The following is a 23,537-nucleotide window of genomic DNA, read 5'->3' on the forward strand; positions in this document are numbered from 1 at the left end:
GCTCAACACCATTTGTGGTCCACCAAGGTCTTTCCGTGCTCGATCGCGTACTCGAACTCGTGACGGAAATGCTTGGTGAAACTGCGAACCGGGAACACGGCGGCGTCGGCCAGCGCACAAATGGTGCGGCCCGCCATGTTATTGCCCACGGAGTCCAGAAGCTCCAGATCGCCCGGACGGCCCTGGCCGTTGGCGATGCGGTGGATCACGCGGTACAGCCAGCCGGTGCCTTCGCGGCACGGCGTGCACTGGCCGCAGGATTCTTCGTGGTAGAAATACGCCAGACGCTCCAGCGCCTTGATCATGCACACGTCTTCATTCATCACGATGACAGCGCCGGAACCCAGCATCGAACCGGCCTTGGCGATGCTGTCGTAATCCATCGTGCACAGCATCATGACATCGGCGGGCAGGATCGGCGCGGACGAGCCGCCCGGAATCACCGCCTTGAGCTTCTTGCCGTCACGCATGCCGCCGGCCATTTCCAGCAGCTCGGAGAACGGAGTGCCCAGCGGGATCTCGTAGTTGCCCGGACGGTTCACATGGCCGGAGACCGAGAACAACTTGGTGCCGCCGTTGTTCGGCTTGCCCTTTTCCAGGAACGGCTGCGCGCCGTCGCGGATGATGAAGGGCACCGAGGCGAACGATTCGGTGTTGTTGATGGTGGTCGGCTTGCCGTACAGGCCGAAGCTGGCCGGGAACGGCGGCTTGAAGCGCGGTTGGCCCTTCTTGCCTTCCAGCGATTCCAGCAGCGCGGTTTCCTCGCCGCAGATGTAGGCGCCGTAGCCATGATGGGCGAACAGGTCGAAGTTGAAGCCGGAGCCCAGGATGTTCTGACCCAGCAGACCCGCCTTGCGCGCCTCATCCAGCGCTTCTTCGAAACGCTCGTATTCGGCGAAGATTTCACCGTGGATGTAGTTGTAGCCGGCCTTGGTGCCCATCGCGTAACCGGCGATGATCATGCCTTCGATCAGCGAATGCGGATTGAAGCGCAGGATGTCGCGGTCCTTGAAGGTGCCCGGCTCGCCCTCGTCGGTGTTGCACACCACGTATTTGTCGCCCGGGAAGGAGCGCGGCATGAAGCTCCACTTCAGGCCGGTGGGGAAACCCGCGCCGCCGCGGCCGCGCAGGCCGGAGTTCTTCACTTCGGCGATCACGTCTTCCTGGGCCATCTTGCTGTCCAGAATGCGACGCAGCGCCTGGTAGCCGCCGCGCGCCTCATAGGCGCTCAGTTGCCAGCAATTCGGATCGGAAGTGTCGACGCCATCGAAAATCACGCCATTGACGAAGATTGCCATTATTTCAGCTCCGCCAGTTTCTTATCGATTGCTTCGGGCGTCATGAAGCTGCACATCTTGTGGTTGTTGACCAGCAAGACCGGCGCGTCGCCGCAGGCACCCATGCACTCCCCTTCCAGCAAGGTGTACTTGCCGTCGGCGCTGGTCTCGCCAATGGCGATGCCCAGCTTTTGGGAGATGTACTCGGCTGCGTTGACGCCGCCGGACAAGGCACAGGGCAGGTTGGTGCAGACAGTGATCTTGTACTGCCCAACCGGCTTCATGTCGTACATATTGTAGAAAGTGGCGACTTCGTAAGCGGCTACCGGCGGGATCTGCAGGTAGTTGGCGACGAATTCGATCACCTCAGTGTTCAGGCAACGCTCCTCCGGAGCGGAGCCCGCTTCGCGACGTTCAGTCAGCGCGATGCGCAAGGCGCCCATCACCGCGGACCGTTTCTGGTCTGCGGGATATTTGGCGACTTCGCGATCGATTTTGGCTAGCGATTCAGCGGACAGCATCAGCGGTCAATCTCCCCAAACACGATATCCTGCGTACCGATGATGGCCACCACGTCGGCGATCATATGGCCCTTGGCCATCTCGTCCAGCGCCGCAAGGTGGGCGTAGCCGGGCGCGCGAATCTTCATGCGGTACGGCTTGTTGGCGCCGTCGGACACCAGGTAGACGCCGAACTCGCCTTTCGGGTGCTCGGTGCCCACATAGGCCTCGCCCTCCGGCACGTGCATGCCTTCGGTAAACAGTTTGAAGTGGTGGATCAAGTCTTCCATATTGGCCTTCATGCCTTCGCGCGAAGGCGGCGCCACTTTATGGTTGTCGGTGATCACCGGGCCCGGGTTCTTGCGCAGCCATTCCACGCACTGGCGGATGATGCGGTTGGACTGACGCATTTCCTCGACGCGCACCAGGTAGCGGTCGTAGCAATCGCCGTTGACGCCCACCGGGATGTCGAAATCCAGCTTGGAGTACACATCGTAGGGCTGCTTCTTGCGCAAATCCCAGGCAATGCCGGAGCCGCGCAGCATCGGGCCGGTCAGGCCCAGGTTCAGCGCGCGCTCGGGCGTCACCACGCCGATGCCGACGGTGCGCTGTTTCCAGATGCGGTTGTCGGTCAGCAGGGTCTCGTACTCGTCCACATAGCCGGGGAAGCGCTGGGTGAACTCGTCGATGAAGTCCAGCAGCGAACCCTGGCGGCCTTCGTTGCGGCGGGCCAGTTCGCGGGCGTTCTTGATCTTGGAGACGGTGTACTGCGGCATGCTGTCCGGCAGATCGCGATACACGCCGCCGGGACGGAAGTAAGCCGCGTGCAGACGCGCGCCGGACACCGCCTCATAGCAGTCCATCAGGTCTTCGCGTTCGCGGAAGGCGTACAGGAACACGGTCATCGCACCGATGTCAAGGCCGTGCGCGCCAATCCACAGCAAGTGGTTCAGCAGACGGGTGATCTCGGCGAACATCACGCGGATGTATTGCGCGCGTTCCGGCACTTCGATGCCCAGCAGCTTCTCGATGGACAGGCAGTAAGCGTGCTCGTTGCACATCATGGACACGTAGTCGAGACGGTCCATATAGGGCAGCGACTGGATGAAGGTCTTGCTCTCGGCCAGCTTCTCGGTGCCGCGGTGCAGCAGGCCGATGTGCGGGTCGGCGCGCTGGACGACTTCGCCGTCCAGTTCCAGCACCAGGCGCAGCACGCCGTGCGCGGCCGGGTGCTGCGGGCCGAAGTTGAGGGTGTAGTTACGGATTTCAGCCACCGTAGTTCTCCTCGCGGATGATGCGCGGGGTGATCTCGCGCGGCTCGATGGTCACCGGCTGATAGATCACGCGCTGTTGGGTCGGGTCATAACGCATTTCCACATGACCGGACAGCGGGAAGTCCTTACGGAACGGATGGCCGACGAAGCCATAATCGGTCAGGATGCGACGCAGGTCGGGGTGGCCGTCGAAGACGATGCCGAACAGGTCGAACGCCTCGCGCTCGAACCAGTTGGCGCCGCTCCAGACGCCGACGACCGACGCGACCACGGGGAAACCGTCGTCCTCGGCGAACACGCGCAGGCGGACGCGCTGATTGTGCTTGACCGACAACAGGTGGTAGACAACGGCGAAGCGCGGACCGTCCCATACCTCATCGCGGTATGCGCTGTAGTCCACGCCGCACAAATCGATGCATTGCTCAAAAGACAGGTCGGCGTGATCGCGCAGCGTGGTCGCCACGGCGATCAGGTCCGCCGCCTTGCATACAATGGTCAGCTCTTCCAGAGCCAGCGTGCTTTGCACGAGCTTGTCGCCCAGCGCCTGCTGCACTACCGACCCTAACGCTTCCATTTTCTTGGAGGCCATAAGTTTCTACCTTAGCGGGCGATGGTGTTGGTGCGTTTGATCTTGTTCTGCAGCTGGATGATGCCGTACAGCAAGGCCTCTGCAGTTGGCGGACAGCCGGGCACGTAGACGTCGACCGGCACGATGCGATCGCAGCCGCGCACGACTGAATAGGAATAATGGTAATAGCCGCCGCCGTTGGCACAGGAACCCATCGAGATCACCCAGCGCGGCTCGGCCATCTGGTCGTAAACCTTGCGCAGGGCCGGGGCCATCTTGTTGCACAGCGTGCCGGCCACGATCATCAGATCGGACTGGCGCGGGCTGGGGCGGAACACGATGCCGAAACGGTCCAGGTCATAACGCGCCGCGCCAGCGTGCATCATTTCCACCGCGCAACAGGCCAGACCAAAGGTCATCGGCCACAGCGAACCGGTTCGGGTGTAATTGATGAGCTTGTCAGCCGTCGTGGTGACAAACCCCTTCTCCAGAATACCTTCTACTCCCATTCCAGAGCTCCTTTTTTCCACATGTAGACGAAGCCCAGGGTCAATACGCCCAGGAACTCCACCATGACGCCGAGGCCGTACGTGCCCAGCTCCTTCAACACCACCGCCCACGGAAGCAGGAAGGCCACTTCCAGATCGAACAGGATGAAGAGGATGGCTATCAGATAATAGCGGACGTCAAATTTCATGCGAGCGTCTTCGAAAGCCTCGAAGCCGCACTCATACGGAGACAGTTTCTCTGGATCGGGACGGTTGGGAGCCAGCAGCTTGCCCAATAAAATAGGGCCTACGCCGACCAACAGTCCGACCAAGACAAACAGCAGAATGGGAAAGTAATTTTGCAGCATTTCCCGTACACCCCCACGAAAGAAAGGGGGTCACCCCCCTTGGCTCCAAATAAAACAGGCCACCGGAGTCCCGGTGGCCTGTTTTTGAATGGTGGTGCCGACAGTGAGACTCGAACTCACACAGCTTTCGCCACTACCCCCTCAAGATAGCGTGTCTACCAATTTCACCATGTCGGCACAGCAAGCTTTAATTGTTACTCCGGTATTTTCGATGTCGTACCCGAAGCTTTATCGCTAGGCACACCGGCCGGGATTTGCGGTGCAACCTGTTCAACCTTGGTCCCCATCACGCCCAGATCACTTTTTCCGCCCCCAGACAGAAAAACCAGAGCAAGGGAAGTCGAGAAGAACACGGCCGCTGCAATAGCGGTTGTTCTACTCAAGAAATTCGCAGAACCAGACGCGCCGAACAAGCTACCGGAAGCGCCGCTACCGAAAGCCGCACCCATGTCCGCACCCTTGCCGTGCTGCATCAAAACTAGCACGATAATAGTGCCTGCGGACAGGATATTTACAATCCAGATAAGCGTCTTAAGAAGTTCCATACTATATCAATTTTCCTGCGGCTTGGCAAATTGCCCTGAATGAACCGGCGTCCAGAGATGCCCCTCCAACAAGGGCTCCGTCGACATTTTCAGTCGCCAGAATCGCTTCGGCATTCTCTGCCTTGACACTGCCGCCGTAGAGGACGCGAATATTATCGGAGGCCTTGACGTTTTGCAAGCACCAATTTTTGATCGCGCCATGGATTTCGGCGATTTGCGCCAGCGTCGCCACCTTGCCGGTGCCAATGGCCCAGACCGGTTCATAAGCCACAACGTATTCACCATGGTCTATCTCGGCCAGAAGCGCAAGCTGATCGCGAATCACTTCCAGCTGACGGCCGGCCTCGCGCTCCTCCAGCGTTTCGCCGACGCACAACACCGGCGCCAGGCCGGCGGCGATCGCGGCGCGCATTTTCTTCAGCAGGACGGCATTGCTCTCGCCGAAGTACTGGCGGCGCTCCGAGTGGCCCACCAGGGTATAAGCGCAGCCGATATCGGCCAGCATCGCGGCGCTGGTCTCGCCGGTGAAGGCGCCGTCCTGGTCGAAGGCGCTGACATCCTGCGCGCACAGGCGCAAGGCCTGGCCGCGCAGCCGCTCGCCCAAGCCGGCCAGGTAAACCGCCGGGGCGGCCACGCCGACCCAGTCGCGGTTGCTCGCCTCATCGGCCAGCAAAGCCGCCAACAACGCCTGCGCGCTGTCGGCGCGAGTATTCATCTTCCAGTTGCCAATCACCAGCTTGCCGGACATCCCCGACTCCTCATGGTCTTGAAATATCCGCCGATTATACTGCCGCGCTCTTTCCCGCTCAAACCGCCCGCCACGCAACATTGATTGTCCGCAATCGAATGCCATTCCACGACTTGTAATATTCCTGAAAAATTTCAGCCTTAGCATGCGCCCATCACCACGCACCTCATCCATTCTCAGGAGTAGGCATGAAACAGTCTGTTCGTCTGGCCGCATCGTTTGTACTGGGCTCCGTCTGCCTGTCCGGCGCGGCCGTGGCCGCCGACATCACCGGCGCGGGCGCCACCTTCCCGTATCCGCTGTACGCCAAATGGGCCGCCGCTTACAAGGCCGGCACCAATAACAATCTGAACTACCAATCCATCGGTTCCGGCGGCGGCATCAAGCAGATCCAGTCCAAGACCGTGGACTTCGGCGCCTCCGACATGCCGCTGAAGCCGGAAGAGCTGGAAAAATCCGGCCTGACCCAATTCCCCACCGTCATCGGCGGCGTGGTGCCGGTATTGAACGTGCCCGGCATCGCCCCGGGACAGGTGAAGTTCACCGGCCCGCTGCTGGCCGACATCTACCTGGGCAAGGTGGCCAAGTGGAATGACCCGGCCATCGCCAAGCTCAACCCCGGCGTCAAGCTGCCGGACCTGCGCATCTCCGTGGTGCGTCGCTCCGACGGCTCCGGCACCACCTTCATCTTCACCAACTACCTGTCCAAGGTGTCCTCGGACTGGGCCAAGGAAGTGGGCTCCAACACCGCGGTCAGCTGGAAAGGCAATCCGGTGGGCGGCAAGGGCAATGAGGGCGTGGCCAACTACGTGACCCGCATCAAGGGCGCGATCGGCTATGTCGAATACGCCTACGCCAAGCAGAACAAGCTGGCCTTCGGCCTGATGCAGAACCAGGCCGGCAGCTTCGTCAAGCCGGACGAATCCAGCTTCAAGGCCGCCGCCGCCAACGCCGACTGGAAGAAAGCGCCGGGCTTCTACCTGCTGCTGACCAACCAGCCGGGCAAGGACAGCTGGCCCATCGCCGGCGCCACCTTCATCCTGATGCACAAGAAGCAGGACAAGCCGGCCCAGGGCGGCGAAGTGCTGAAATTCTTCGACTGGGCTTACAAGAACGGCGACAAGACCGCGCTGGATCTGGACTACATCCCGATGCCGGACGCGATCAAGGGCGTGATCCGCGCCAGCTGGAAGCAAATTGCCGACAACGGCGGCAAGCCGGTGTGGAACTAAGCCGCATACAATGCACGCACGCAGGCCGGGGAAGGCTTCCCCGGCTTTTTGTCTGATAAATGAGCATGCATATGCAAAAGTTGAGTCACTCGCCGCAAATCAAAACCCAGTTATTGCTGGACAATCTGTTCCGCTGGGTCACCCGCTTCTTCGCCTTCCTGGTGTTGGCCTTGCTGGTGGGCATCCTGATTTCGCTGCTGATAGGCGCACTGCCCAGCATCCACGCCTTCGGCTTCAAGTTTCTGGTCACCAGCGACTGGGACCCGGTTAATGAGCAGTTCGGCGCGCTGGTGCCCATCTTCGGCACCCTGGCCACCTCTTTCATCGCCCTGTTGATCGGCGTGCCGGTCAGCTTCGGCATCGCCCTGTTCCTGACCGAGCTGTGCCCCACCTGGCTGAAGCGGCCACTGGGCATCGCGGTGGAACTGCTGGCCGGCATTCCGTCCATCATTTACGGCATGTGGGGCCTGTTCGTGTTTGCGCCCATTTTCGCCGACCACGTGCAGCCGCTGCTGACCGACACCCTTGGCAATATCCCGCTGCTGGGTGTGCTGTTCCAGGGCGCGCCGATGGGCATAGGCATTTTCACCGCCGGCCTGATCCTGGCCATCATGATCATCCCCTTCATCGCCTCGGTGATGCGCGACGTGTTCGAAGTGGTGCCGGTGATGCTGAAGGAGTCCGCCTACGGCCTGGGTTCCACCACCTGGGAAGTGGTGCGCTATGTGGTGCTGCCCTATACCAAGACCGGCGTGGTCGGCGGCATCATGCTCGGCCTGGGCCGCGCGCTGGGCGAGACCATGGCGGTGACCTTCGTCATCGGCAACTCCACCCGCTTCGCCGCCGGCCTGTTCGAACCGGGCAATTCCATCGCCTCCTCGCTGGCCAATGAATTCGCCGAAGCCAATGGCGAGCTTTATCTCTCCTCCCTGATTCAACTGGGCCTGATCCTGTTCTTCATCACCTTCGTGGTGCTGGCGTGCTCCAAATTGCTGTTGCTGCGCCTGAAGAAACAGGAAGGTCGCCCGTCCTGAACACGAGAGACGCTAACCGCATGAGCCAAACCGTTATGAATTCCGCCCTGCGCCCGCCCCAATCCGTCATTTCCTCCAAGGCCGACAGCAGCGTTTACCGCCGCCGCCGGCTGGTGAACCGCATCAATATGGGCGCGTCGATGTTCACCATGGCCTTCGGCCTGTTTTGGCTGTTCTGGATTCTGAGCACCTTGTTGCAGCACGGCTTGACCGGGCTGAATTGGGAGGTGTTCACCGCCAGCACGCCGCCGCCGGGCAGTACCGGCGGCCTGGCCAACGCCATTTACGGCAGCCTGATGATGACCGCCTTCGGCACCTTGTTCGGCACGCCGATCGGCATCCTGGCCGGCATCTACCTGGCCGAGTTCGGCCAGCGCGGCTGGCTGGCTCCGGCCACCCGTTTCATCAACGACATCCTGCTGTCGGCGCCGTCCATCGTCATCGGCCTGTTCATCTACGAAGTCTACGTGGTGTCGGTCGGACACTTTTCCGGCTGGGCCGGCTCCTTCGCGCTGGCCATCCTGGTGATTCCGGTGGTGGTGCGCACCACCGAGAACATGCTGCGCCTGGTGCCGGGCAGCCTGCGCGAAGCCGCGTCGGCGCTGGGCGCGCCGCAGTGGAAGGTGACCTTGCACGTCACCCTGCGTTCGGCCAAGGCCGGCGTGCTGACCGGCATCCTGCTGGCGGTGGCGCGCATTTCCGGCGAAACCGCGCCGCTGCTGTTCACCGCGCTGAACAACCAGTTCTTCAACAGCAATATGAACCAGCCGATGGCCAACCTGCCCATCGTGATCTTCCAGTTCGCGATGAGCCCGTACGAGGACTGGCACAAGCTGGCCTGGGCCGGCTCCCTGTTGATCACCTTCAGCGTGCTGACGCTGAATATCGTTGCCCGCTGGATGGGCAGCCAGAAAAATCAATCGCATTAAGGCTTGCAGACCATGGCTGAAATTCACACCAAGCTTCAGGTCAAGAATCTGAACTTCTTTTACGGCAATTTCCACGCGCTGAAGAACATCCAGCTGGAAATCGCCTCGCGCAAGGTCACCGCCTTCATCGGCCCGTCCGGCTGCGGCAAGTCCACGCTGCTGCGCACCTTCAACCGCATGTACGAGCTCTACCCCGGCCTGCGCGCCGAGGGCGACATCCTGCTGGACGGCCACAACGTCCTGGGCCGCGACGTGGACGTCAACCTGCTGCGCGCCAAGGTGGGCATGGTGTTCCAGAAGCCCACCCCGTTCCCGATGTCCATCTACGACAACATCACCTTCGGCGTGAAGCTCTACGAAAAACTGTCCAAGGGCGAGATGGAGGACCGGGTGGAATGGGCGCTGCGCAAGGCCGCGCTGTGGGACGAGGTCAAGGACAAGCTCAAGCAGTCCGGCAACTCGCTGTCCGGCGGCCAGCAGCAGCGGCTGTGCATCGCGCGCGCGGTGGCGTCCAAGCCGGAAGTGCTGCTGCTGGACGAGCCCACTTCGGCGCTGGACCCGATTTCCACCGCCCACATCGAAGAGCTGATCCATGAGCTCAAAGAGGACTACACCATCGCCATCGTCACCCACAATATGCAGCAGGCGGCGCGGGTGTCGGACTACACCGCCTATATGTATCTGGGCGAGTTGATCGAATTCGGCGACACCGATTCCATCTTCACCACCCCGCAGAAGAAGGCCACCGAAGACTACATCACCGGCAAGTTCGGCTGATTCCCGCCCAGTTGCCAGACCGCCGTCATGACCGTTTCCGGCATGGCGGCTTTTGGCGTTCAACACATGGCAAATCAGCATGACAGCCGCAAAAAATCGTCTAAATCAGCCGTTCTCGCGGCCCGGTCTGTCAAGGCGATTCCGCATGCTTTTCCGACAAATACGACACCATTTATTTTTTTTTTATAAGTACTTGACGGCATTGGCCCTGGACACAACAATCGCGCCTTTACGATACTGTGTGCACATTTCACCATGTTGGACCTGTTTTCCGGGCTTGAGACCCACGTCGCCATCACCCTGGTGCTTTCCCTGGGCTTCGTGCTCGCCTTTGAGTTCATCAACGGCTTCCATGACACTGCCAACGCGGTGGCTACCGTTATCTATACCCAATCGATGAAACCGCGTCTCGCGGTGTTCTATTCCGGCATTTTCAACTTCCTCGGCGTGATCACCGGTGGCCTCGCCGTCGCCTACGCCATCGTGCACCTGTTGCCGGTGGACCTGCTGATCTCGGTCAACACCACCCGCGGCATGGCCATGGTGTTCGCATTGTTGACCGCCGCCATCGCCTGGAACCTGGGCACCTGGTATTTCGGCCTGCCCGCGTCCAGCAGCCACACCCTGATCGGCGCCATTCTGGGCGTAGGCGTGGCCAATAGCCTGATCCACGGCACCTCGCTGTCCCACGGCGTGAACTGGAGCAAGGCGGTGGACGTCGGCGCCTCCTTGCTGGCCTCGCCCGTGGTGGGCGCGCTGCTGGCGGCGCTGATCGTCATCCTGCTACGGCGCTACCGGCCGCACAGCAATGTGCATAAGACGCCCTATCAGCGCCAGCAAGTGGAAGGCCGCAAGCATCCGCCGTTCTGGACCCGTTTCATGCTGATCGTGTCGTCCATGGGCGTCAGCTTCGCCCACGGCTCCAACGACGGCCAGAAAGGCGTGGGCCTGATCATGCTGGTGCTGATCGGCATCGTGCCGGCCAAGTTCGTGCTGGACCTGGACAGCACCCCTTACCAGCTGGACCGCACCCGCGACGCCGCCGTGCATCTGCAGAAGTTCTACGAGCGCAATCAGGTGGAGCTGAGCAAGATCATCGTGCCGTCCAAGGGCAGCAGCCAGTATGAATGCCATCCGCTGGAAACGCCGGCCACCGTTCAACGTCTGCTGGCCACCATGGGCGACGGCGGCGATTACCACGCCTTGAGTTCGGACCAGCGCTGGAATGTGCGCACCGAGCTGCTGTGCCTGGACGACGCCGCCAAGAAGGCCTCCGCGCTGCCCAAGCTGTCCGCCGATGAAAAGCAGATGCTGCAGAATCTGCGCAAAGACCTGACCACCACCACCGAATACGCGCCCACCTGGGTGATCGTCGCCGTGGCGCTGTCGCTGGGCATAGGCACCATGGTCGGCTGGCGCCGCGTGGTGAAAACCGTGGGCGAAGGCATAGGCAAGAAAGACATGACTTACGCCCAGGGCGTGTCGGCGCAGATGACCGCCGCCATCTCCATCGGCCTCGCCAGCCAGTTCGGCTTCCCGGTGTCCACCACCCAGGTGCTGTCCAGCGCCGTGGCCGGCACCATGGTGGCGGACAAGGCCGGCCTGCAGATGTCCACCATCCGCTCGATCGCGCTGGCCTGGCTGTTCACGCTGCCGGTATCGATGCTGCTGGCGGGCGGTCTGTACTACATCGCCTCGCTCTGGCTGTAATAAAATCGGTTAACCGTTTTTGCAGTTCTGTTTAAAGCTGTCAAAAACAAGCAAAGCCACCGCATGCGGTGGCTTTTTCTTTTGGCATTTCCGCCCGGAAAGTTTTCGATTGACCTGGGTCAAGCTTTAAGCCGGGAGCGCTTGTGCCAATATTTTATAAATTGCTAATATTTGCTCGCTTCATCATGGTTTCTCCTTTGTTGTTTGCAGCAATCCCTTTGCGCCTCAGCCCCCCAGCCGAGGCGCTTTTTTTTGCCCTATTCATGGCGCTCTCAAGCCTTGAGAAACTGCTCGCGCCCAGCCAGCCAACGATCCAGATGCGCATCCACCGCCTGCGGGTGGCGTTCCAGCAGCAAGGGCGCCAACTCGCGCGCCGCTTCCAGCAGTTCCAGATCCTCTTCCAGATTGGCGAAACGCAGCATGGGCAGGCCGCTCTGGCGCGCGCCCAGCAGTTCGCCGGGCCCGCGAATCAGCAAATCCTGGCGCGCGATCTCGAAACCATCAACATTCTCGTATATCACTTTCAAGCGCGCCTTGGCCAAGTCCGACAAGGGGTTGTCGAACATCAGCACGCACACGCTCTTGGCGCTGCCGCGCCCTACTCGGCCGCGCAACTGATGCAACTGGGCCAGGCCCATGCGCTCGGCGTGCTCTATCACCATCAGGCTGGCATTGGGCACGTCCACGCCCACCTCGATCACCGTGGTGGCCACCAGCACTTGCAGCTCGTTGCGGGCAAAGGCCGCCATCACCGCCGCCTTTTCGTCCGCCTTCATCCGGCCGTGCACCAGGCCGACGCCCAAATGCGGCAGATCCGCGGTCAGTTGCTGGTGGGTGTCCACCGCGGTCTGCAATTGCAGGGTTTCCGATTCTTCGATCAACGGACACACCCAGTAGGCCTGCTGCCCGTCGGCGCAGGTTTTGGCCACGTGGGCGACAATCTCCTCGCGGCGCGCGCTATTGATCAGCTTGGTGACGATGGGCGTGCGCCCCGGCGGCAACTCGTCTATCACCGACACGTCGAGATCGGCGTAGAAGCTCATCGCCAGCGTGCGCGGAATCGGCGTCGCCGACATCATCAGCTGATGCGGCTCGCCGCCCTTCTCTTTCAGCGCCAGCCGCTGGCCCACGCCGAAGCGGTGCTGTTCGTCGACGATGACCAGGCCCAGGCGCTCAAAAGCCACCTCGTCCTGGAACAGCGCGTGCGTGCCCACCGCCAGCCGCGTGTCGCCGCTGGCGATGGCCGCCATCGCCTCCTGTTTCTGCTTCTTGCGCAGGCTGCCGGCCAGCCAGCGCACCGGGATGCCCAGCGGCTCCAGCCAGGAGGACAGCTTGAGGAAATGCTGCTCGGCCAGGATTTCGGTCGGCGCCATCAAGGCCACCTGGTAGCCGGATTCGATCGCGGTCAAGGCCGCCAAGGCCGCGACGATGGTCTTGCCGCTACCCACGTCGCCTTGCAACAGCCGGTGCATCGGGTGCGGCTGAGTCAGGTCGGCGCGGACTTCAGCCAAAGCACGCTGCTGCGCGCCGGTCAGCGTGAACGGCAGGCGCTCGGCCAAGGCCTGGCTCAGCTTGCCGTCGCCGCGCAAGGGCGGCGCGTGGCCCAGCCTGCGCGCGCGATAGGCCAGCCGCATCGATAGCTGCTGCGCCAGCAATTCGTCGAACTTGAGCCGCTGCCAGGCCGGTAGGCCGGGATCGGCCAGCTGACCGGCGCTGTAATCCGGCGTCGGCAGGTGCAGCAGTCGGATCGCCTCGGCGAACGGCGTCAGCCGCAGCGGCGCGGCCAGTTCCTCCGGCAACGTCTCGCCCAGGGGCTGGCTATCCAGTTCGGCGTGGATCAGCTTGCGCAGCGCTGGCTGGGTCAGGCCGTTGACGGTGGGATAGACCGGAGTCAGGCTTTCCGCCAGCGGCGCGCCATTGCCCACTTCGCGGATCTTGGGGTGCACCATCTCATCGCCGGCGAAGCCGCGGCGGATCTCGCCCAAGGCGCGCACCCGGTTGCCGGTGGTGAACTGCTTCACCTGGTTGGGATAGAAATGAATGAAGCGCAGCACCAGGCTGCCGCTGGCGTCCTCGATGCGCGCCACCAGCTGGCGGCGCGGGCGGAACTGGATCTCATGGGCGATCACCTCGCCCTCCACCAGCACCGCCTGGCCGTAAGGCGCGTCGGCGATCGCGTATAGATGGGTTTCGTCCTCATAGCGCAGCGGCAGATGCAGGATCAGATCGAAACGGCGGCGTATGCCCAGCTTTTCCAGCTTCTTGGCCAGAGCCGGCGCCACGCTCGGCGCTTGATTGGCGGGATCGATTAGGGAGCTCATCAGCAGCGATTGTACCCAATAAAGAAAAAGGCGGAAGCGCATCGCTTCCGCCCATCGGCTATGCGGCCGCGTCGCCGCTTACTGGCGCTCCCACACCTGGGAGCGGAAGAAGGGGCCGATATAGCCGCGCACGCGCAGCTTCTTGCCGTCTTCCATCAGCTTGGCGCCGGAGGTGTAGATCTTGCCGGACTTGGGATCCAGGATCTTGCCATTGCCCCATTCCGCGCCGTCCTTCTTCAGGCCCCACAGGATTTGCATGCCATTGACCGGCTTGCCCTTCTTGTCGCCCTCGCACTTGTCGCACACCGCTTCCGGATTGGCGAACAGCTTGATGATCTTGCCGCTCAGCTCGCCGCTGGCGTTTTCGCTGATCTGCACCAGGGCCTTGGCCTGCTTGGTTTCGTCGTCTATCGTCTTCCAGACGCCGGCGGCGCTGTCAGCCAGCGCCATGTGGCTGAACAGGCCCAGCACGGACGCCAGGCAGGCGGCTTTGGCGAATTTGCTCATCTTGATCTTTCCTCGCGAGTCGGACCGCCGGCAAAGCCATGGCCGGCTCTTGCCCTGATGGCGGTTGTCATTATTGATGCGCTGCGCAGCGCTGGCGGCCAGCCGCTGAAACGCTGGTTTGGAGCAGCGGCTCTAGGATGCCAACAGCCGATGCCGACGTCAAGAATGGCACCGCAACGGCCGGGGCCAGGATTACAAGACAATCTCGCCTCGACCGATCTGCTGCACCCGCCCGCCCACCGTGATACTGCGCTCGGCGTCCACTTGCAGATACAGCACATTGGGCCGCGCCAGCGCCGCGCCCTGCTCCACCCGCCATTGCAAGGGCCCCTGGCCATGGAGCGCGCACCAGCCGCCCAGATTGGCGCAGGCCGAGCCGGTGCCGGGGTCTTCCAGCACCGCGCCCTGCTGCTCGTAAAACAGCCGCACCGTGGCCACGCCGGCATCTTCATGCCATAGGTAGGCGACGCTGCGCCCCGGCCGCAAGGTGGCGTCTCGCAGCAACAAGGCATGCACCGGCTTGGCGCGCAGCACCGCGCCGGCGCTGGCGGCGCGGATCAGCAATTGCTCGCTGCCGGTGTCCAGCCACACCGGCTCCAGCGCGATGTCTTCTTGGTCCAAGCCCAGCATCGCCGCGGCCTGGCCGCGGCTGAGGCCGGAGCCGCGCTCGCTCGGCGCATTGGCTCGCAGCGAGTAAATCCCATCGTGATGCCGCAGTGGAATCAGGCCGGCATTGGTGTGCAACTGGAAGCTGGCACCCAGTTCTCCGCGCCAGTGCAACACCGCCGCCGCGCCCAGGGTGGGATGGCCGGCGAAGGGCAGTTCCTGGCTGGGCGTGAAGATGCGCAGCCGCGCCGCCGCGCTTTCATGCGGGAACAGGAATACGGTTTCCGATAGATTCATCTGCCGCGCCAGCAATTGCATGGTGCGATCATCCAAACCGCTGGCATCGCTGAACACCGCCAGCGGATTGCCGCCGAAGCGCTCCTCGGCGAACACATTGACCAATTCGAACGAATACCTGCTCATGCCCCCTCCTGGAATTGATGGCAAGCCGCCGCGGCCATCTGCTCTTCCACACCGGCCAAGCGCGCCTCCTGCGCCTTCCTGGCCGGCGCCGCCGCCAAGGACTGCCGCAAGCGCCGCTGACGCTCCCGCAGACCTTGACAGCGCTGGCGCGCCTTGTCCAGCTCTCTCTGGCGCGCCAACTCAGCGCGGCGGCCATCCGCCTGGCGCTGCCGGGCTTCGCGCGCCTCGTCGGCGGCCCAGCGCCGACGCTCGGCCTGATACTTGGCCACGCCGCGACGCTGGCGTTCATCCTGCTTCATCACGTTCAGCGGCGGCGGCTGAAACACTTCCGCCGTGCCGCCATCAGCGCAAGCCTGGTCGCGATAGGCCAGCCGACCTTCCGCGTCGCGGCACTTGTAAACCTGGGCCCAGGCCAGACCCGGCAGCAATAGCAATAGCGCGATCCGGACTCTCATGCGACCTCCACGGCTTAGAATGAGGGTCCAAATAGTTAACATGAAAAAAGGCGGCCTGGGCCGCCTTGTGGTCTGTCATTTCGAGCAGTTGGGCCGCTCAGAACCTGTTTACGATCTCGCGAGCTAAGGCGAGACAAGGCGAAAACGGCTGAAAAAGCGGAATGTACACACGGTACATGAGCATTTTGAAGACGTACTCACCGTGCCACGTCTCACGAAGCGCAGCAGATCGTAAGCAGGTTTAGAGCACCAGAACCGCTTCCGCTTCCACCAGCACGCCCTTGGGCAGGCTGGCCACGCCGACGGCGGCGCGCGCCGGGAAGGGCTGGCTGAAGTACTGGCCCATGATTTCGTTGAAGGTGGCGAAATTGGACAGGTCGGTCAGATAGGCGTTGAGCTTGACGATCTGGTCCAGGCTGCCGCCGGCGGCTTCGCACACGGCCTTCATGTTCTTGAACACCTGATGGGTTTCAGCGGCGAAACCGCCTTCCACCACGTTCATGGTGGCCGGGTCCAGCGGGATCTGGCCGGACAGGTAAACGGTGTTGCCGGCTTTCACGGCTTGCGAGTAAGCGCCGATGGCGGCCGGAGCCTTGTCGGTGTGGATGATTTCCTTAGCCATTATTCATCTCCTTCTTTCAGGAACAGGGTTAATAAATCATTGAGGAAACGCTGGCCCTTGAGCGTGGGCCGCAACATCACGGCGTCGCGCGCTATCAGGCCTTGCGCCTCGGCTTGCGTCAAGGCGGATTGTATGACGGACAGCGGCAGGCCGGTGCGCTCCTGGAACAGGCGCAATTCGAAGCCTTCGGTCAGCCGCAGCAAATTCATCATGAATTCGAACGGCAGTTCCTCGCGTCCCACCTTGCGGCTGCTTTGCAAGGGCTTGCCCTCGGCCACCGCCTGCAAATAAGCGGCCGGCTGCTTGTAGCGCATCTGGCGCACGATGCCGGCGTGGCTGCTGATCTTGCCGTGGGCGCCGGCGCCGATGCCGATATAGTCGCCGAACTGCCAGTAGTTGAGATTGTGCCGCGCGCGGCGGCCCGGCCGCGCGAACGCCGAAGTCTCGTAGTGTTCGAAGCCGGCGGCGGCGAGCCTGGCTTCTATCGCCTCCTGCATGTCGGCGGAGATTTCGTCGTCCGGCAGATTGCGCGGCGTCTCCACCGCGAACAGGGTGTTGGGTTCTATCGTCAGATGATAGGCGGACAGATGGGTGATGCCGTAGGACAGCGCGGTGTCCAGATCGGCCAGCGCTTCGTCCAGGGTCTGCCCCGGCAGCGCGTACATCAGGTCCAGATTGACGTTGTCGAAGTGGCTTAGCGCGATATCGATGGCGCGACGCGCCTCCTCGCCGTCATGGATGCGGCCCAGCGCCTGCAAATGCGCAGGCTTGAAGCTCTGGATGCCGATGGACAGCCGATTGATGCCTGCCTCGCGGTAACCGCGGAAACGCTCGGCCTCGAAGGTGCCGGGATTGGCTTCCATGGTGATTTCCGCGTCCGGCTGCAGCCGCATGCGCGCGCGCACGCCGGCCAGCAGCGCGTCCATCGCCTGCGGCGAGAACAGGCTGGGAGTGCCGCCCCCCATGAAGATGCTGCTCAGCGGCCGGCCCCAGACCTCGGGCAGGCTGAATTCCAGATCGCGCAGCAAGGCGTCGACATAGGCCATCTCATCGAAACCGCTCTTGGGCTCGTGCGAGTTGAAGTCGCAATACGGGCATTTGCGCACGCACCACGGGAAATGGATGTAGAGCGACAGCGGCGGCAGCTCTTTCAAGCCGACTTGACCGCCCAGCCCAAGCGCGGACAGCGAAATCTTGCTCACCTGCACGTCGCGGCTCCTTGTAGCATCAGCCGCGCCGGCCGAGCGCTGAGCGAGGGTACCCGCTTCATGCCAGCGCGCGCAGCTTGGCCAGCAGCGCTTGCAGCGCCTGGCCGCGGTGGCTGACGCGGTTCTTCTCCGCCGCGTCCATCTCCGCCACGCTACAGCCGTGCTGCGGCAGCCAGAAATGCGGGTCATAGCCGAAGCCGCCGGTGCCGGCGGCCTCGTCGCGCACTTCGCCGAACCACATGCCGTCCGCCACCAGCGGCTGCGGATCGTCGGCATGGCGCACCATGACCAGCACGCAGTAATACCAGGCGCGGCGATTGGCCTCGCCCTGCAGCGCCGCCACCAGCTTGGCGTTGTTGGCGGCGTCGGACTTGGGTTCGCCGGCGTAGCGGGCCGAGTACACGCCCGGCGCGCCGGACAGCGCCTCGACGCAGATGCCGGAATCGTCGGCCAGCGCCGGCAAGCCGGTCACGCGGCTGGCGTGACGCGCTTTTTCCAGCGCGTTTTCCAGGAAGGTGTGGTGCGGTTCCGGGCATTCCGGCACCTGCAGCTCTCCCTGCGGAATCACTTGTATGCCCAGCGGCGCCATCAGCGCGGCGAATTCCTTCAACTTGCCGGCGTTGTTGCTGGCCATCACTAATTTGTCGAACATGAGAACTCCATCGAATGCGACGCAGCCCCGACGACGCCGGGGCTGCGGACATAAGTATAAGAACTTATTCAAAGTCTCGCGAGCTAGAGCGAGACAAGGCGAAAACCGCTGAGAAAGCGGAATGTACACGTGGTACATGAGCATTTCGAAGCCGTTTTCAACGCCGTATCGCCGACGCGCAGCAGACTTTGCTCAAATGCTAAGAGCCTGTTCAAAGTCTAGCGAGCTAGAGCGAGACAAGGCGAAAACCGCTGAGAAAGCGGAATGTACACGTGGTACATGAGCATTTCGAAGCGGTTTTCAACGCCGTATCGCCGACGCGCAGCAGACTTTGCTCAAAACAAGCTTAACGGCTGACCTTCACTTCCGTCCACATCCTCGCCAGCGAACGCCGCTCCGCCGGCGTCAGTTCGCGCAGCACCGTCCATTTTTTCACGGTGTCCGGCGTCGGATCGATCACCGGATGGCTTTTCAAATCCACTCGGAAAAAGGGCGCGGCGGTCTTGACCGGATTGGTGGCGCCGTTGAGATTGGTCAATTGGGCGGCGTTCTTGCCGTCCAGCATGAAGTTGATGAACTGATGCGCCAGGTCCGGGCGTTTGGCGCTGGCCAGCACCGCCATGGTGTCCACGCCCAGTTCATTGCCTTCCTTCTGCGCCACATTGGCGATGTGGAAACGGCGCTTGGCCAGGCGCGCGTCCTCGGCGGCCTGGAAGAACTCGGTGGAATAGCCCAGCGACACCCAGATATTGCCCACCGCCAGCTCTTTCAGATAACTGGCGTTGGAGAAGGTGGCCCAATAGGGCTTGGCCTGCTTGATCACCGCCTGCGCCGCGCGATAGTCGGCCTGACTGGCGGTGTTGGGGTTCTTGCCCAAATAGAACAGCGCGGCGGCGAACACCTCGCGCGAGCTGTCCAGTACCGTGACCTTGCCCTTGATCTTCTGCAGCACCTTGGGATCGAAGATCACCGACCAGCTGTGCGGGTCTATGCCCAGTTTCTGCAGGCGCTCCGCGTTGTAGCCGACCGAAGTCAGCGACAGCACCGTGGGCACGGTGTAGCGGTTGCCCGGATCGTAGCTTTGGGACAGATAGGCCGGATCGACATTCTTCAGATTCGGCAACTTGGCGTGATCCAGCGGCTGCAGCAGCTTCTGCTTGCTCATCGCCTCGATCACGAAGCTGGACGGAAACACCATATCGTAGCCCTTGGCCCCGGCCGCCAGCTTGGCCAGCATTTCCTCGTTGTCGCCGTAGTAATTCTGTACCACGCGGCAATCACAGCTTTTCTCGAACTGGCGGAGGATGGCGTCCGACAAGGAGCCGCTCCAGTTATAGATGTGCAAGACGTCCTTGGGTCCGGCCCAGACGGCGGACGACAGAACGGAGGACAATAGGACAAGCTTCAGCGCTTTCAATTCAGATTCACCTCCAGACAGCCATGACCAGCATGGCGAACAGAAAAGGCGGCAAGCCGCCATGGCGGGCCTCCCTTGGGAAGTCCCGCGACTTGGAACCTGTTCACGATCCGCAGCGCTTCGCGGGAGCTGACGCGGCGCGCGGCGTCGAGACGCTCATGCGCCACGCGCGTCTTCCGCTTTCTCGGCGGCTTCCGCCTTGTCTCGCGCTTGCTCGCTGGATCGTCAACACGTTCTTAAATATGGCGGCGTCGGGCCCGGCCTCGGCAAGAACAGCGCTCTCGCCTTGCTACAGCAGACCCCGATGCCGCGAATCCGTTCCTGGCCGCGGCCAGGCGGTTCATGCTGTTTATTCCGAGCGGCGGGCGGCGCCCAGCGTCGCTTCCAAGGCCTGTTGCAGCAGGCGCTCGTCGGCGCCGTCCAGCAGCTTGGCGTCGGACAGCATGCGCCGCCAATTGCGCGCGCCGGGAATGCCCTGGAACAGGCCCAGGATGTGGCGGGCGATATTGCGCGTCTTGTGGCCCTCGGCCAGGCGCGCAGCCACATAGGGCATCATCGCGGCCACCACCTGCTCGCGCTTCGGCGCGGCGCCGACGCCGTAGTAGCGCTGGTCCCAATCGGCCATCAGCCAGGGATTGTGGTAGGCCTCGCGCCCCACCATCACGCCGTCCACATGGCGCAGATGCTCGTCGATGTCGGCCTGGCTTTTGACACCGCCGTTGATCAGGATTTCCAGATCCGGGCGTTCCCGCTTCAGCCGGTAAACGTAATCATATTTCAACGGCGGAATTTCACGGTTTTCCTTGGGGCTCAGGCCCTTGAGGATGGCGTTGCGCGCATGGACGATGAAGGTGCGGCAGCCGGCGTCCGCCACTTGCTCGACGAAGTCGCGCAGGTAATCGTAATGCTCGATGCGATCGATGCCGATGCGGTGCTTGACCGTCACGTCGATGGACACCGCGTCGCGCATCGCCTTGACGCAGTCGGCCACCAATTGCGGCTCGGCCATCAGACAGGCGCCGAAAGCGCCCTTTTGCACCCGCTCCGACGGACAGCCCACGTTCAGATTGACTTCGTCGTAACCCCATTCCGCCGCCAGCCTGGCGCAGCGCGCCAGCTCCGCCGGCTCGCTGCCGCCCAGTTGCAGCGCCAGCGGGTGTTCCGCCTCGTCGAAGCGCAGGTGGCGTTCGACGTCGCCATGCAGCAGCGCGCCGGTGGTGACCATCTCGGTGTAGAGCCAGGTATGCCGGGTGATCTGACGCGCGAAATAGCGGTAGTGACGGTCGGTCCAATCCAGCATCGGCGCCACCGACAGGCGGCGCGGCGGCAAGCCGCCGCTCTCCTGAACCCTAGAATGCTTCACTCCGCTGTCCTGCATCGTATCCCTATCCACCCGAAAGCAAATCGCCACCCAGCGTCGGCGGCCAACCGGCCCGCCAGCGCGCTAAGCGTTTGAAAAAAGGCATGAATTATCCTCCCGTAGCCGATCCAGGGTCAAGCATTGAGACAAAAACGCCAAGCAATCAAGTAGATGCGCCGCACAGCGCCAGGCAATTCCTTGCCGCAGGCAACTTTTTCAAAAATTGAATTTCATAAGCTTTAGTCTCGGCGAGCGCTTGTTCGCGCCGAGCGCGCCCTGGCAGGGGCGTCCGACGCGCAATCCATTACTAACAACAACCATTCACAAATGAATATATTCATAAAAAGAGATCCCAGCCTCCACGACTGTCCACGGGCCTAAGCCTAGGCCGATATAACAAGCGGCAAAAACGGGGCGGCCCGCCATTCCGGATGTTTCCACTTCAGCACAAGGTTGAACCATGTCCAAATCACTTTCCCTGCGCCTGCCGGCGCTGATGCTGTTGCCGGCCTTGCTGAGCGGCTGCTTGGAGCAGCCCAGCGTCGAGCAGCAAGCCGCGCGCATCGTCGAACAAATGAGCGTCCGCGAGAAGATCGGCCAGAAAATCATGATGGCCTTCCGCTACTGGTGCCCGGACGATCAGCCCGCCTGCACCGCCGGCATGACCGATTTGCCGGACGCCGCCAGCCGCGCGCTGCGCGACAACGCCATCGGCGGCGTGATTCTGTTCGCCAACAATCTGAGCGATTTGCAGCAAACCCGCCGTCTGTCCGAGCAGATCCGCCAGGCACGGCCGCAGAACAGCCCGGTCGGCCTGCTGATCGGATCGGACCAGGAAGGCGGCAATGTGTTCCGCCTGCCGCGCCCGCTGGCCACTAGCTTTCCCGGCAATATGGCGCTGGGCGCCGCCTATCAGGCGACACGGGACAGCGGCCTCGCCCGCGACTCCGGCCGGGTGCTGGCCGCCGAGATCCGCGCCGTCGGCTTCAACGTCAATTTCGCTCCGGACGTGGACGTCAACAGCAATCCGCTCAATCCGGTGATCAATGTCCGCGCCTACGGCGATGATCCGGCCACCATCAGCCTGCTGGGGCAGGCCACCACGCAGGGCATGCGCGAGCAAGGGGTTATCGGCTCCTTCAAGCACTTCCCCGGCCACGGCGACACCGCCACCGACTCCCATTACGGCCTGCCGGTGGTGAACAAATCGCGCGCCGACGCCTACGCCATCGACCTGGCGCCCTACCGCCAGGCCATCGCCTCCGGCCAGGCGCCGGAGATGATCATGACCGCCCACATCCAGTATCCGGCGCTGGACAGCAGCCTGATCACCGCCCGCAACGGCGAACGCATGATCGCGCCGGCGACGATGTCGCGCAAAATCCAGCACGATCTGCTGCGCGGCGAGATGCGCTACCAGGGCGTCACCGTCACCGACGCGCTGGACATGAAGGGCATCAGCGATTTCTTCGAGCAGGCCGACGCGGTGATCAAGGTGTTCCAGGCCGACGTCGACATCGCGCTGATGCCCACCGAGTTCCGCACCGCGGCGCAGGCCGGCCGGCTGCGCCAGCTGATAGACCAGGTGGCCGCCGCGGTGGCGGACGGCCGGATCAACCGCGCCGAGCTGGACCGCTCGGCGCGGCGCATCGTGGCGATGAAGCTGCGCAACGAGGTCACCCCGGCCGGCGAGGCCAAGCCGCTGCCGGCGCTGAGCACCATAGGCAGCGCGGAGCATCGCGCGGTGGAAACTAAAATCACCCGGCAATCCATCACCCTGCTGCGCAATCAGGGCGCGGCGCTGCCGCTGCGCTCGCCCAGCCAGCGCATCTTCATCCTGACGCCCTGGGGCGAACAGGCCGAGGCGATGCGTCGCCGCTTTGATGAGAAAGGCTATCGCCAGGTCAGCGGTGCCAAACTGAGCGCCACGCCGTGGGAAGCGCAGCAACAGGCGATCGATCAGGCCGACGTGGTCGTCATCGGCACCCTGGCCACCGGCGTCAGCCCGGTGGAACGCAACGGCGACCCCAACGCGCCGGCCATCGCGCCGCGGATGAAGCGCAGCCTGCAAGCCGAGCCGGCGCCGGCCGCTGGCAACGGTTCCCTGGTCTTCAATGTGGCGGAAGACCTGCCCGCGCTCCGGACCCGCTTCGCCCGCAGCCTGTCCGCGCCGCCGCTCAGCGAGGCGCAGCAAATGCGCAATGCGATGGAATACGCCAAGCGGCAAGGCAAGAAGCTGATCCACGTGACCCTGCGCGCGCCTTACGACGTGATCAATTACGACGATCTGGCCGACGCCACGCTGGCCACCTACGCCTACTACGGCTATGAGAACGGCCTGCGCGGGCCCTCCATGCCGGCGCTGGTGGACGTGATGCTGGGCGCGAACCCGCCCGGCGGCAAGCTGCCGGTGGCCATCCACGCGCTGGACGAAAACGGCCAGCCGGGCGCGCTGCGCTACGCGCGCGGCTTTGGGCTGAGCTTCTGACGAAGCATCGCTATTCTTAACCATCCTC

At 62.8% G+C, this 23,537-nt stretch carries 23 protein-coding genes and 1 tRNA gene; 6 read left to right on the forward strand and 18 right to left on the reverse strand.

All coding sequences use genetic code 11. The features are described from left to right. Window positions 1–2: 2 nt before the first annotated feature. The 9 genes from nuoF to tpiA all read right to left on the reverse strand — a co-directional run bounded on the left by nuoF (window position 3) and on the right by tpiA (window position 5,768). Window positions 3–1,298, reverse strand: a complete 1,296-nt coding sequence (nuoF, locus tag VI26_RS05795; protein WP_048408808.1) for an NADH-quinone oxidoreductase subunit NuoF — start codon at window positions 1,296–1,298, stop codon at window positions 3–5. Continuing rightward, the gene (nuoE, locus tag VI26_RS05800) at window positions 1,298–1,798 is read right to left on the reverse strand and encodes an NADH-quinone oxidoreductase subunit NuoE (RefSeq protein ID WP_048408809.1); all 501 of its coding nucleotides are present in this window, start codon (window positions 1,796–1,798) and stop codon (window positions 1,298–1,300) included. Before nuoE ends, nuoF begins: the two co-directional genes overlap by 1 nt. After that, window positions 1,798–3,051 (reverse strand): NADH-quinone oxidoreductase subunit D, encoded by a 1,254-nt coding sequence (locus VI26_RS05805; RefSeq protein ID WP_048408810.1) that lies wholly within the window; start codon window positions 3,049–3,051, stop codon window positions 1,798–1,800. Before VI26_RS05805 ends, nuoE begins: the two co-directional genes overlap by 1 nt. Then, window positions 3,044–3,640 (reverse strand): NADH-quinone oxidoreductase subunit C, encoded by a 597-nt coding sequence (locus VI26_RS05810; RefSeq protein WP_048408811.1) that lies wholly within the window; start codon window positions 3,638–3,640, stop codon window positions 3,044–3,046. Before VI26_RS05810 ends, VI26_RS05805 begins: the two co-directional genes overlap by 8 nt. Window positions 3,641–3,651: 11 nt before the next feature. Next, window positions 3,652–4,128 carry an NADH-quinone oxidoreductase subunit B family protein gene (locus tag VI26_RS05815; RefSeq protein ID WP_019103471.1) on the reverse strand — a complete coding sequence of 159 codons (477 nt, stop codon included), beginning with the start codon at window positions 4,126–4,128 and terminating at the stop codon, window positions 3,652–3,654. Then, window positions 4,119–4,475, reverse strand: a complete 357-nt coding sequence (ndhC, locus tag VI26_RS05820; RefSeq protein WP_048408812.1) for an NADH-quinone oxidoreductase subunit A — start codon at window positions 4,473–4,475, stop codon at window positions 4,119–4,121. Before ndhC ends, VI26_RS05815 begins: the two co-directional genes overlap by 10 nt. Window positions 4,476–4,567: 92 nt before the next feature. Next, window positions 4,568–4,652: transfer RNA gene (locus tag VI26_RS05825), tRNA-Leu, on the reverse strand. A gap of 17 nt (window positions 4,653–4,669) precedes the next feature. After that, complete coding sequence (secG, locus tag VI26_RS05830; RefSeq protein WP_048408813.1) at window positions 4,670–5,020, reverse strand: preprotein translocase subunit SecG; 351 nt, start codon at window positions 5,018–5,020, stop codon at window positions 4,670–4,672. A 1-nt stretch (window position 5,021) separates the two neighbouring features. Then, window positions 5,022–5,768 carry a triose-phosphate isomerase gene (gene tpiA, locus VI26_RS05835; RefSeq protein ID WP_082150907.1) on the reverse strand — a complete coding sequence of 249 codons (747 nt, stop codon included), beginning with the start codon at window positions 5,766–5,768 and terminating at the stop codon, window positions 5,022–5,024. 188 nt (window positions 5,769–5,956) lie between these two features. On the opposite strand from tpiA, the gene pstS reads away from it, so the two are divergent. The 5 genes from pstS to VI26_RS05860 all read left to right on the forward strand — a co-directional run bounded on the left by pstS (window position 5,957) and on the right by VI26_RS05860 (window position 11,450). Continuing rightward, a complete protein-coding gene (gene pstS, locus VI26_RS05840; RefSeq protein WP_048408814.1) occupies window positions 5,957–7,000 on the forward strand; it encodes a phosphate ABC transporter substrate-binding protein PstS in 1,044 nt (347 codons plus the stop codon). 71 nt (window positions 7,001–7,071) lie between these two features. Then, a complete protein-coding gene (gene pstC / locus VI26_RS05845) occupies window positions 7,072–8,034 on the forward strand; it encodes a phosphate ABC transporter permease subunit PstC (protein WP_048408815.1) in 963 nt (320 codons plus the stop codon). Window positions 8,035–8,069: 35 nt separating this feature from the next. After that, window positions 8,070–8,963: a phosphate ABC transporter permease PstA gene (pstA, locus tag VI26_RS05850; RefSeq protein ID WP_156183762.1), complete on the forward strand. Its 894-nt coding sequence runs from the start codon at window positions 8,070–8,072 to the stop codon at window positions 8,961–8,963. 12 nt (window positions 8,964–8,975) lie between these two features. Beyond that, entirely contained in the window at window positions 8,976–9,740 is a 765-nt protein-coding gene (pstB, locus tag VI26_RS05855; RefSeq protein WP_048408890.1) for a phosphate ABC transporter ATP-binding protein PstB, read from the forward strand. 255 nt (window positions 9,741–9,995) lie between these two features. Further along, window positions 9,996–11,450, forward strand: a complete 1,455-nt coding sequence (locus tag VI26_RS05860; RefSeq protein WP_048408817.1) for an inorganic phosphate transporter — start codon at window positions 9,996–9,998, stop codon at window positions 11,448–11,450. Window positions 11,451–11,722: 272 nt separating this feature from the next. On the opposite strand, the gene recG is transcribed toward VI26_RS05860, so the two are convergent. From recG to dusA, 9 genes are all read right to left on the reverse strand, one after another. Beyond that, window positions 11,723–13,771 carry an ATP-dependent DNA helicase RecG gene (gene recG / locus VI26_RS05865; protein ID WP_048408891.1) on the reverse strand — a complete coding sequence of 683 codons (2,049 nt, stop codon included), beginning with the start codon at window positions 13,769–13,771 and terminating at the stop codon, window positions 11,723–11,725. A gap of 78 nt (window positions 13,772–13,849) precedes the next feature. Then, window positions 13,850–14,278, reverse strand: coding sequence for a DUF2147 domain-containing protein (locus tag VI26_RS05870; protein WP_048408818.1), 429 nt, complete (start codon window positions 14,276–14,278; stop codon window positions 13,850–13,852). A gap of 192 nt (window positions 14,279–14,470) precedes the next feature. After that, window positions 14,471–15,307, reverse strand: coding sequence for a PhzF family phenazine biosynthesis protein (locus tag VI26_RS05875; RefSeq protein ID WP_048408819.1), 837 nt, complete (start codon window positions 15,305–15,307; stop codon window positions 14,471–14,473). Next, complete coding sequence (locus VI26_RS05880; protein WP_197081395.1) at window positions 15,304–15,762, reverse strand: DUF4124 domain-containing protein; 459 nt, start codon at window positions 15,760–15,762, stop codon at window positions 15,304–15,306. The genes VI26_RS05875 and VI26_RS05880 overlap by 4 nt, the downstream gene beginning before the upstream one ends. Window positions 15,763–16,003: 241 nt before the next feature. Then, complete coding sequence (locus tag VI26_RS05885; protein ID WP_043642167.1) at window positions 16,004–16,384, reverse strand: RidA family protein; 381 nt, start codon at window positions 16,382–16,384, stop codon at window positions 16,004–16,006. Next, window positions 16,384–17,571, reverse strand: coding sequence for a radical SAM family heme chaperone HemW (gene hemW, locus VI26_RS05890; RefSeq protein WP_369799194.1), 1,188 nt, complete (start codon window positions 17,569–17,571; stop codon window positions 16,384–16,386). The genes VI26_RS05885 and hemW overlap by 1 nt, the downstream gene beginning before the upstream one ends. Before the next feature lie 79 nt (window positions 17,572–17,650). Then, on the reverse strand, window positions 17,651–18,244 hold the full coding sequence (gene rdgB, locus VI26_RS05895; protein ID WP_048408822.1) for an RdgB/HAM1 family non-canonical purine NTP pyrophosphatase: 594 nt from the start codon (window positions 18,242–18,244) through the stop codon (window positions 17,651–17,653). 346 nt (window positions 18,245–18,590) lie between these two features. Continuing rightward, window positions 18,591–19,637, reverse strand: coding sequence for a PotD/PotF family extracellular solute-binding protein (locus VI26_RS05900; RefSeq protein WP_231580961.1), 1,047 nt, complete (start codon window positions 19,635–19,637; stop codon window positions 18,591–18,593). 373 nt (window positions 19,638–20,010) lie between these two features. Beyond that, on the reverse strand, window positions 20,011–21,024 hold the full coding sequence (dusA, locus tag VI26_RS05905) for a tRNA dihydrouridine(20/20a) synthase DusA (protein ID WP_255360799.1): 1,014 nt from the start codon (window positions 21,022–21,024) through the stop codon (window positions 20,011–20,013). A 457-nt stretch (window positions 21,025–21,481) separates the two neighbouring features. Between dusA and VI26_RS05910 the strand changes: the two genes are divergently transcribed. After that, window positions 21,482–23,509, forward strand: a complete 2,028-nt coding sequence (locus tag VI26_RS05910; protein WP_048408824.1) for a glycoside hydrolase family 3 protein — start codon at window positions 21,482–21,484, stop codon at window positions 23,507–23,509. The last annotated feature ends 28 nt before the right edge of the window (window positions 23,510–23,537 follow it).

The sequence above is a fragment of the Chromobacterium sp. LK1 genome (genome assembly GCF_001043555.1).
Classification (GTDB): Bacteria; Pseudomonadota; Gammaproteobacteria; order Burkholderiales; family Chromobacteriaceae; genus Chromobacterium; species Chromobacterium aquaticum.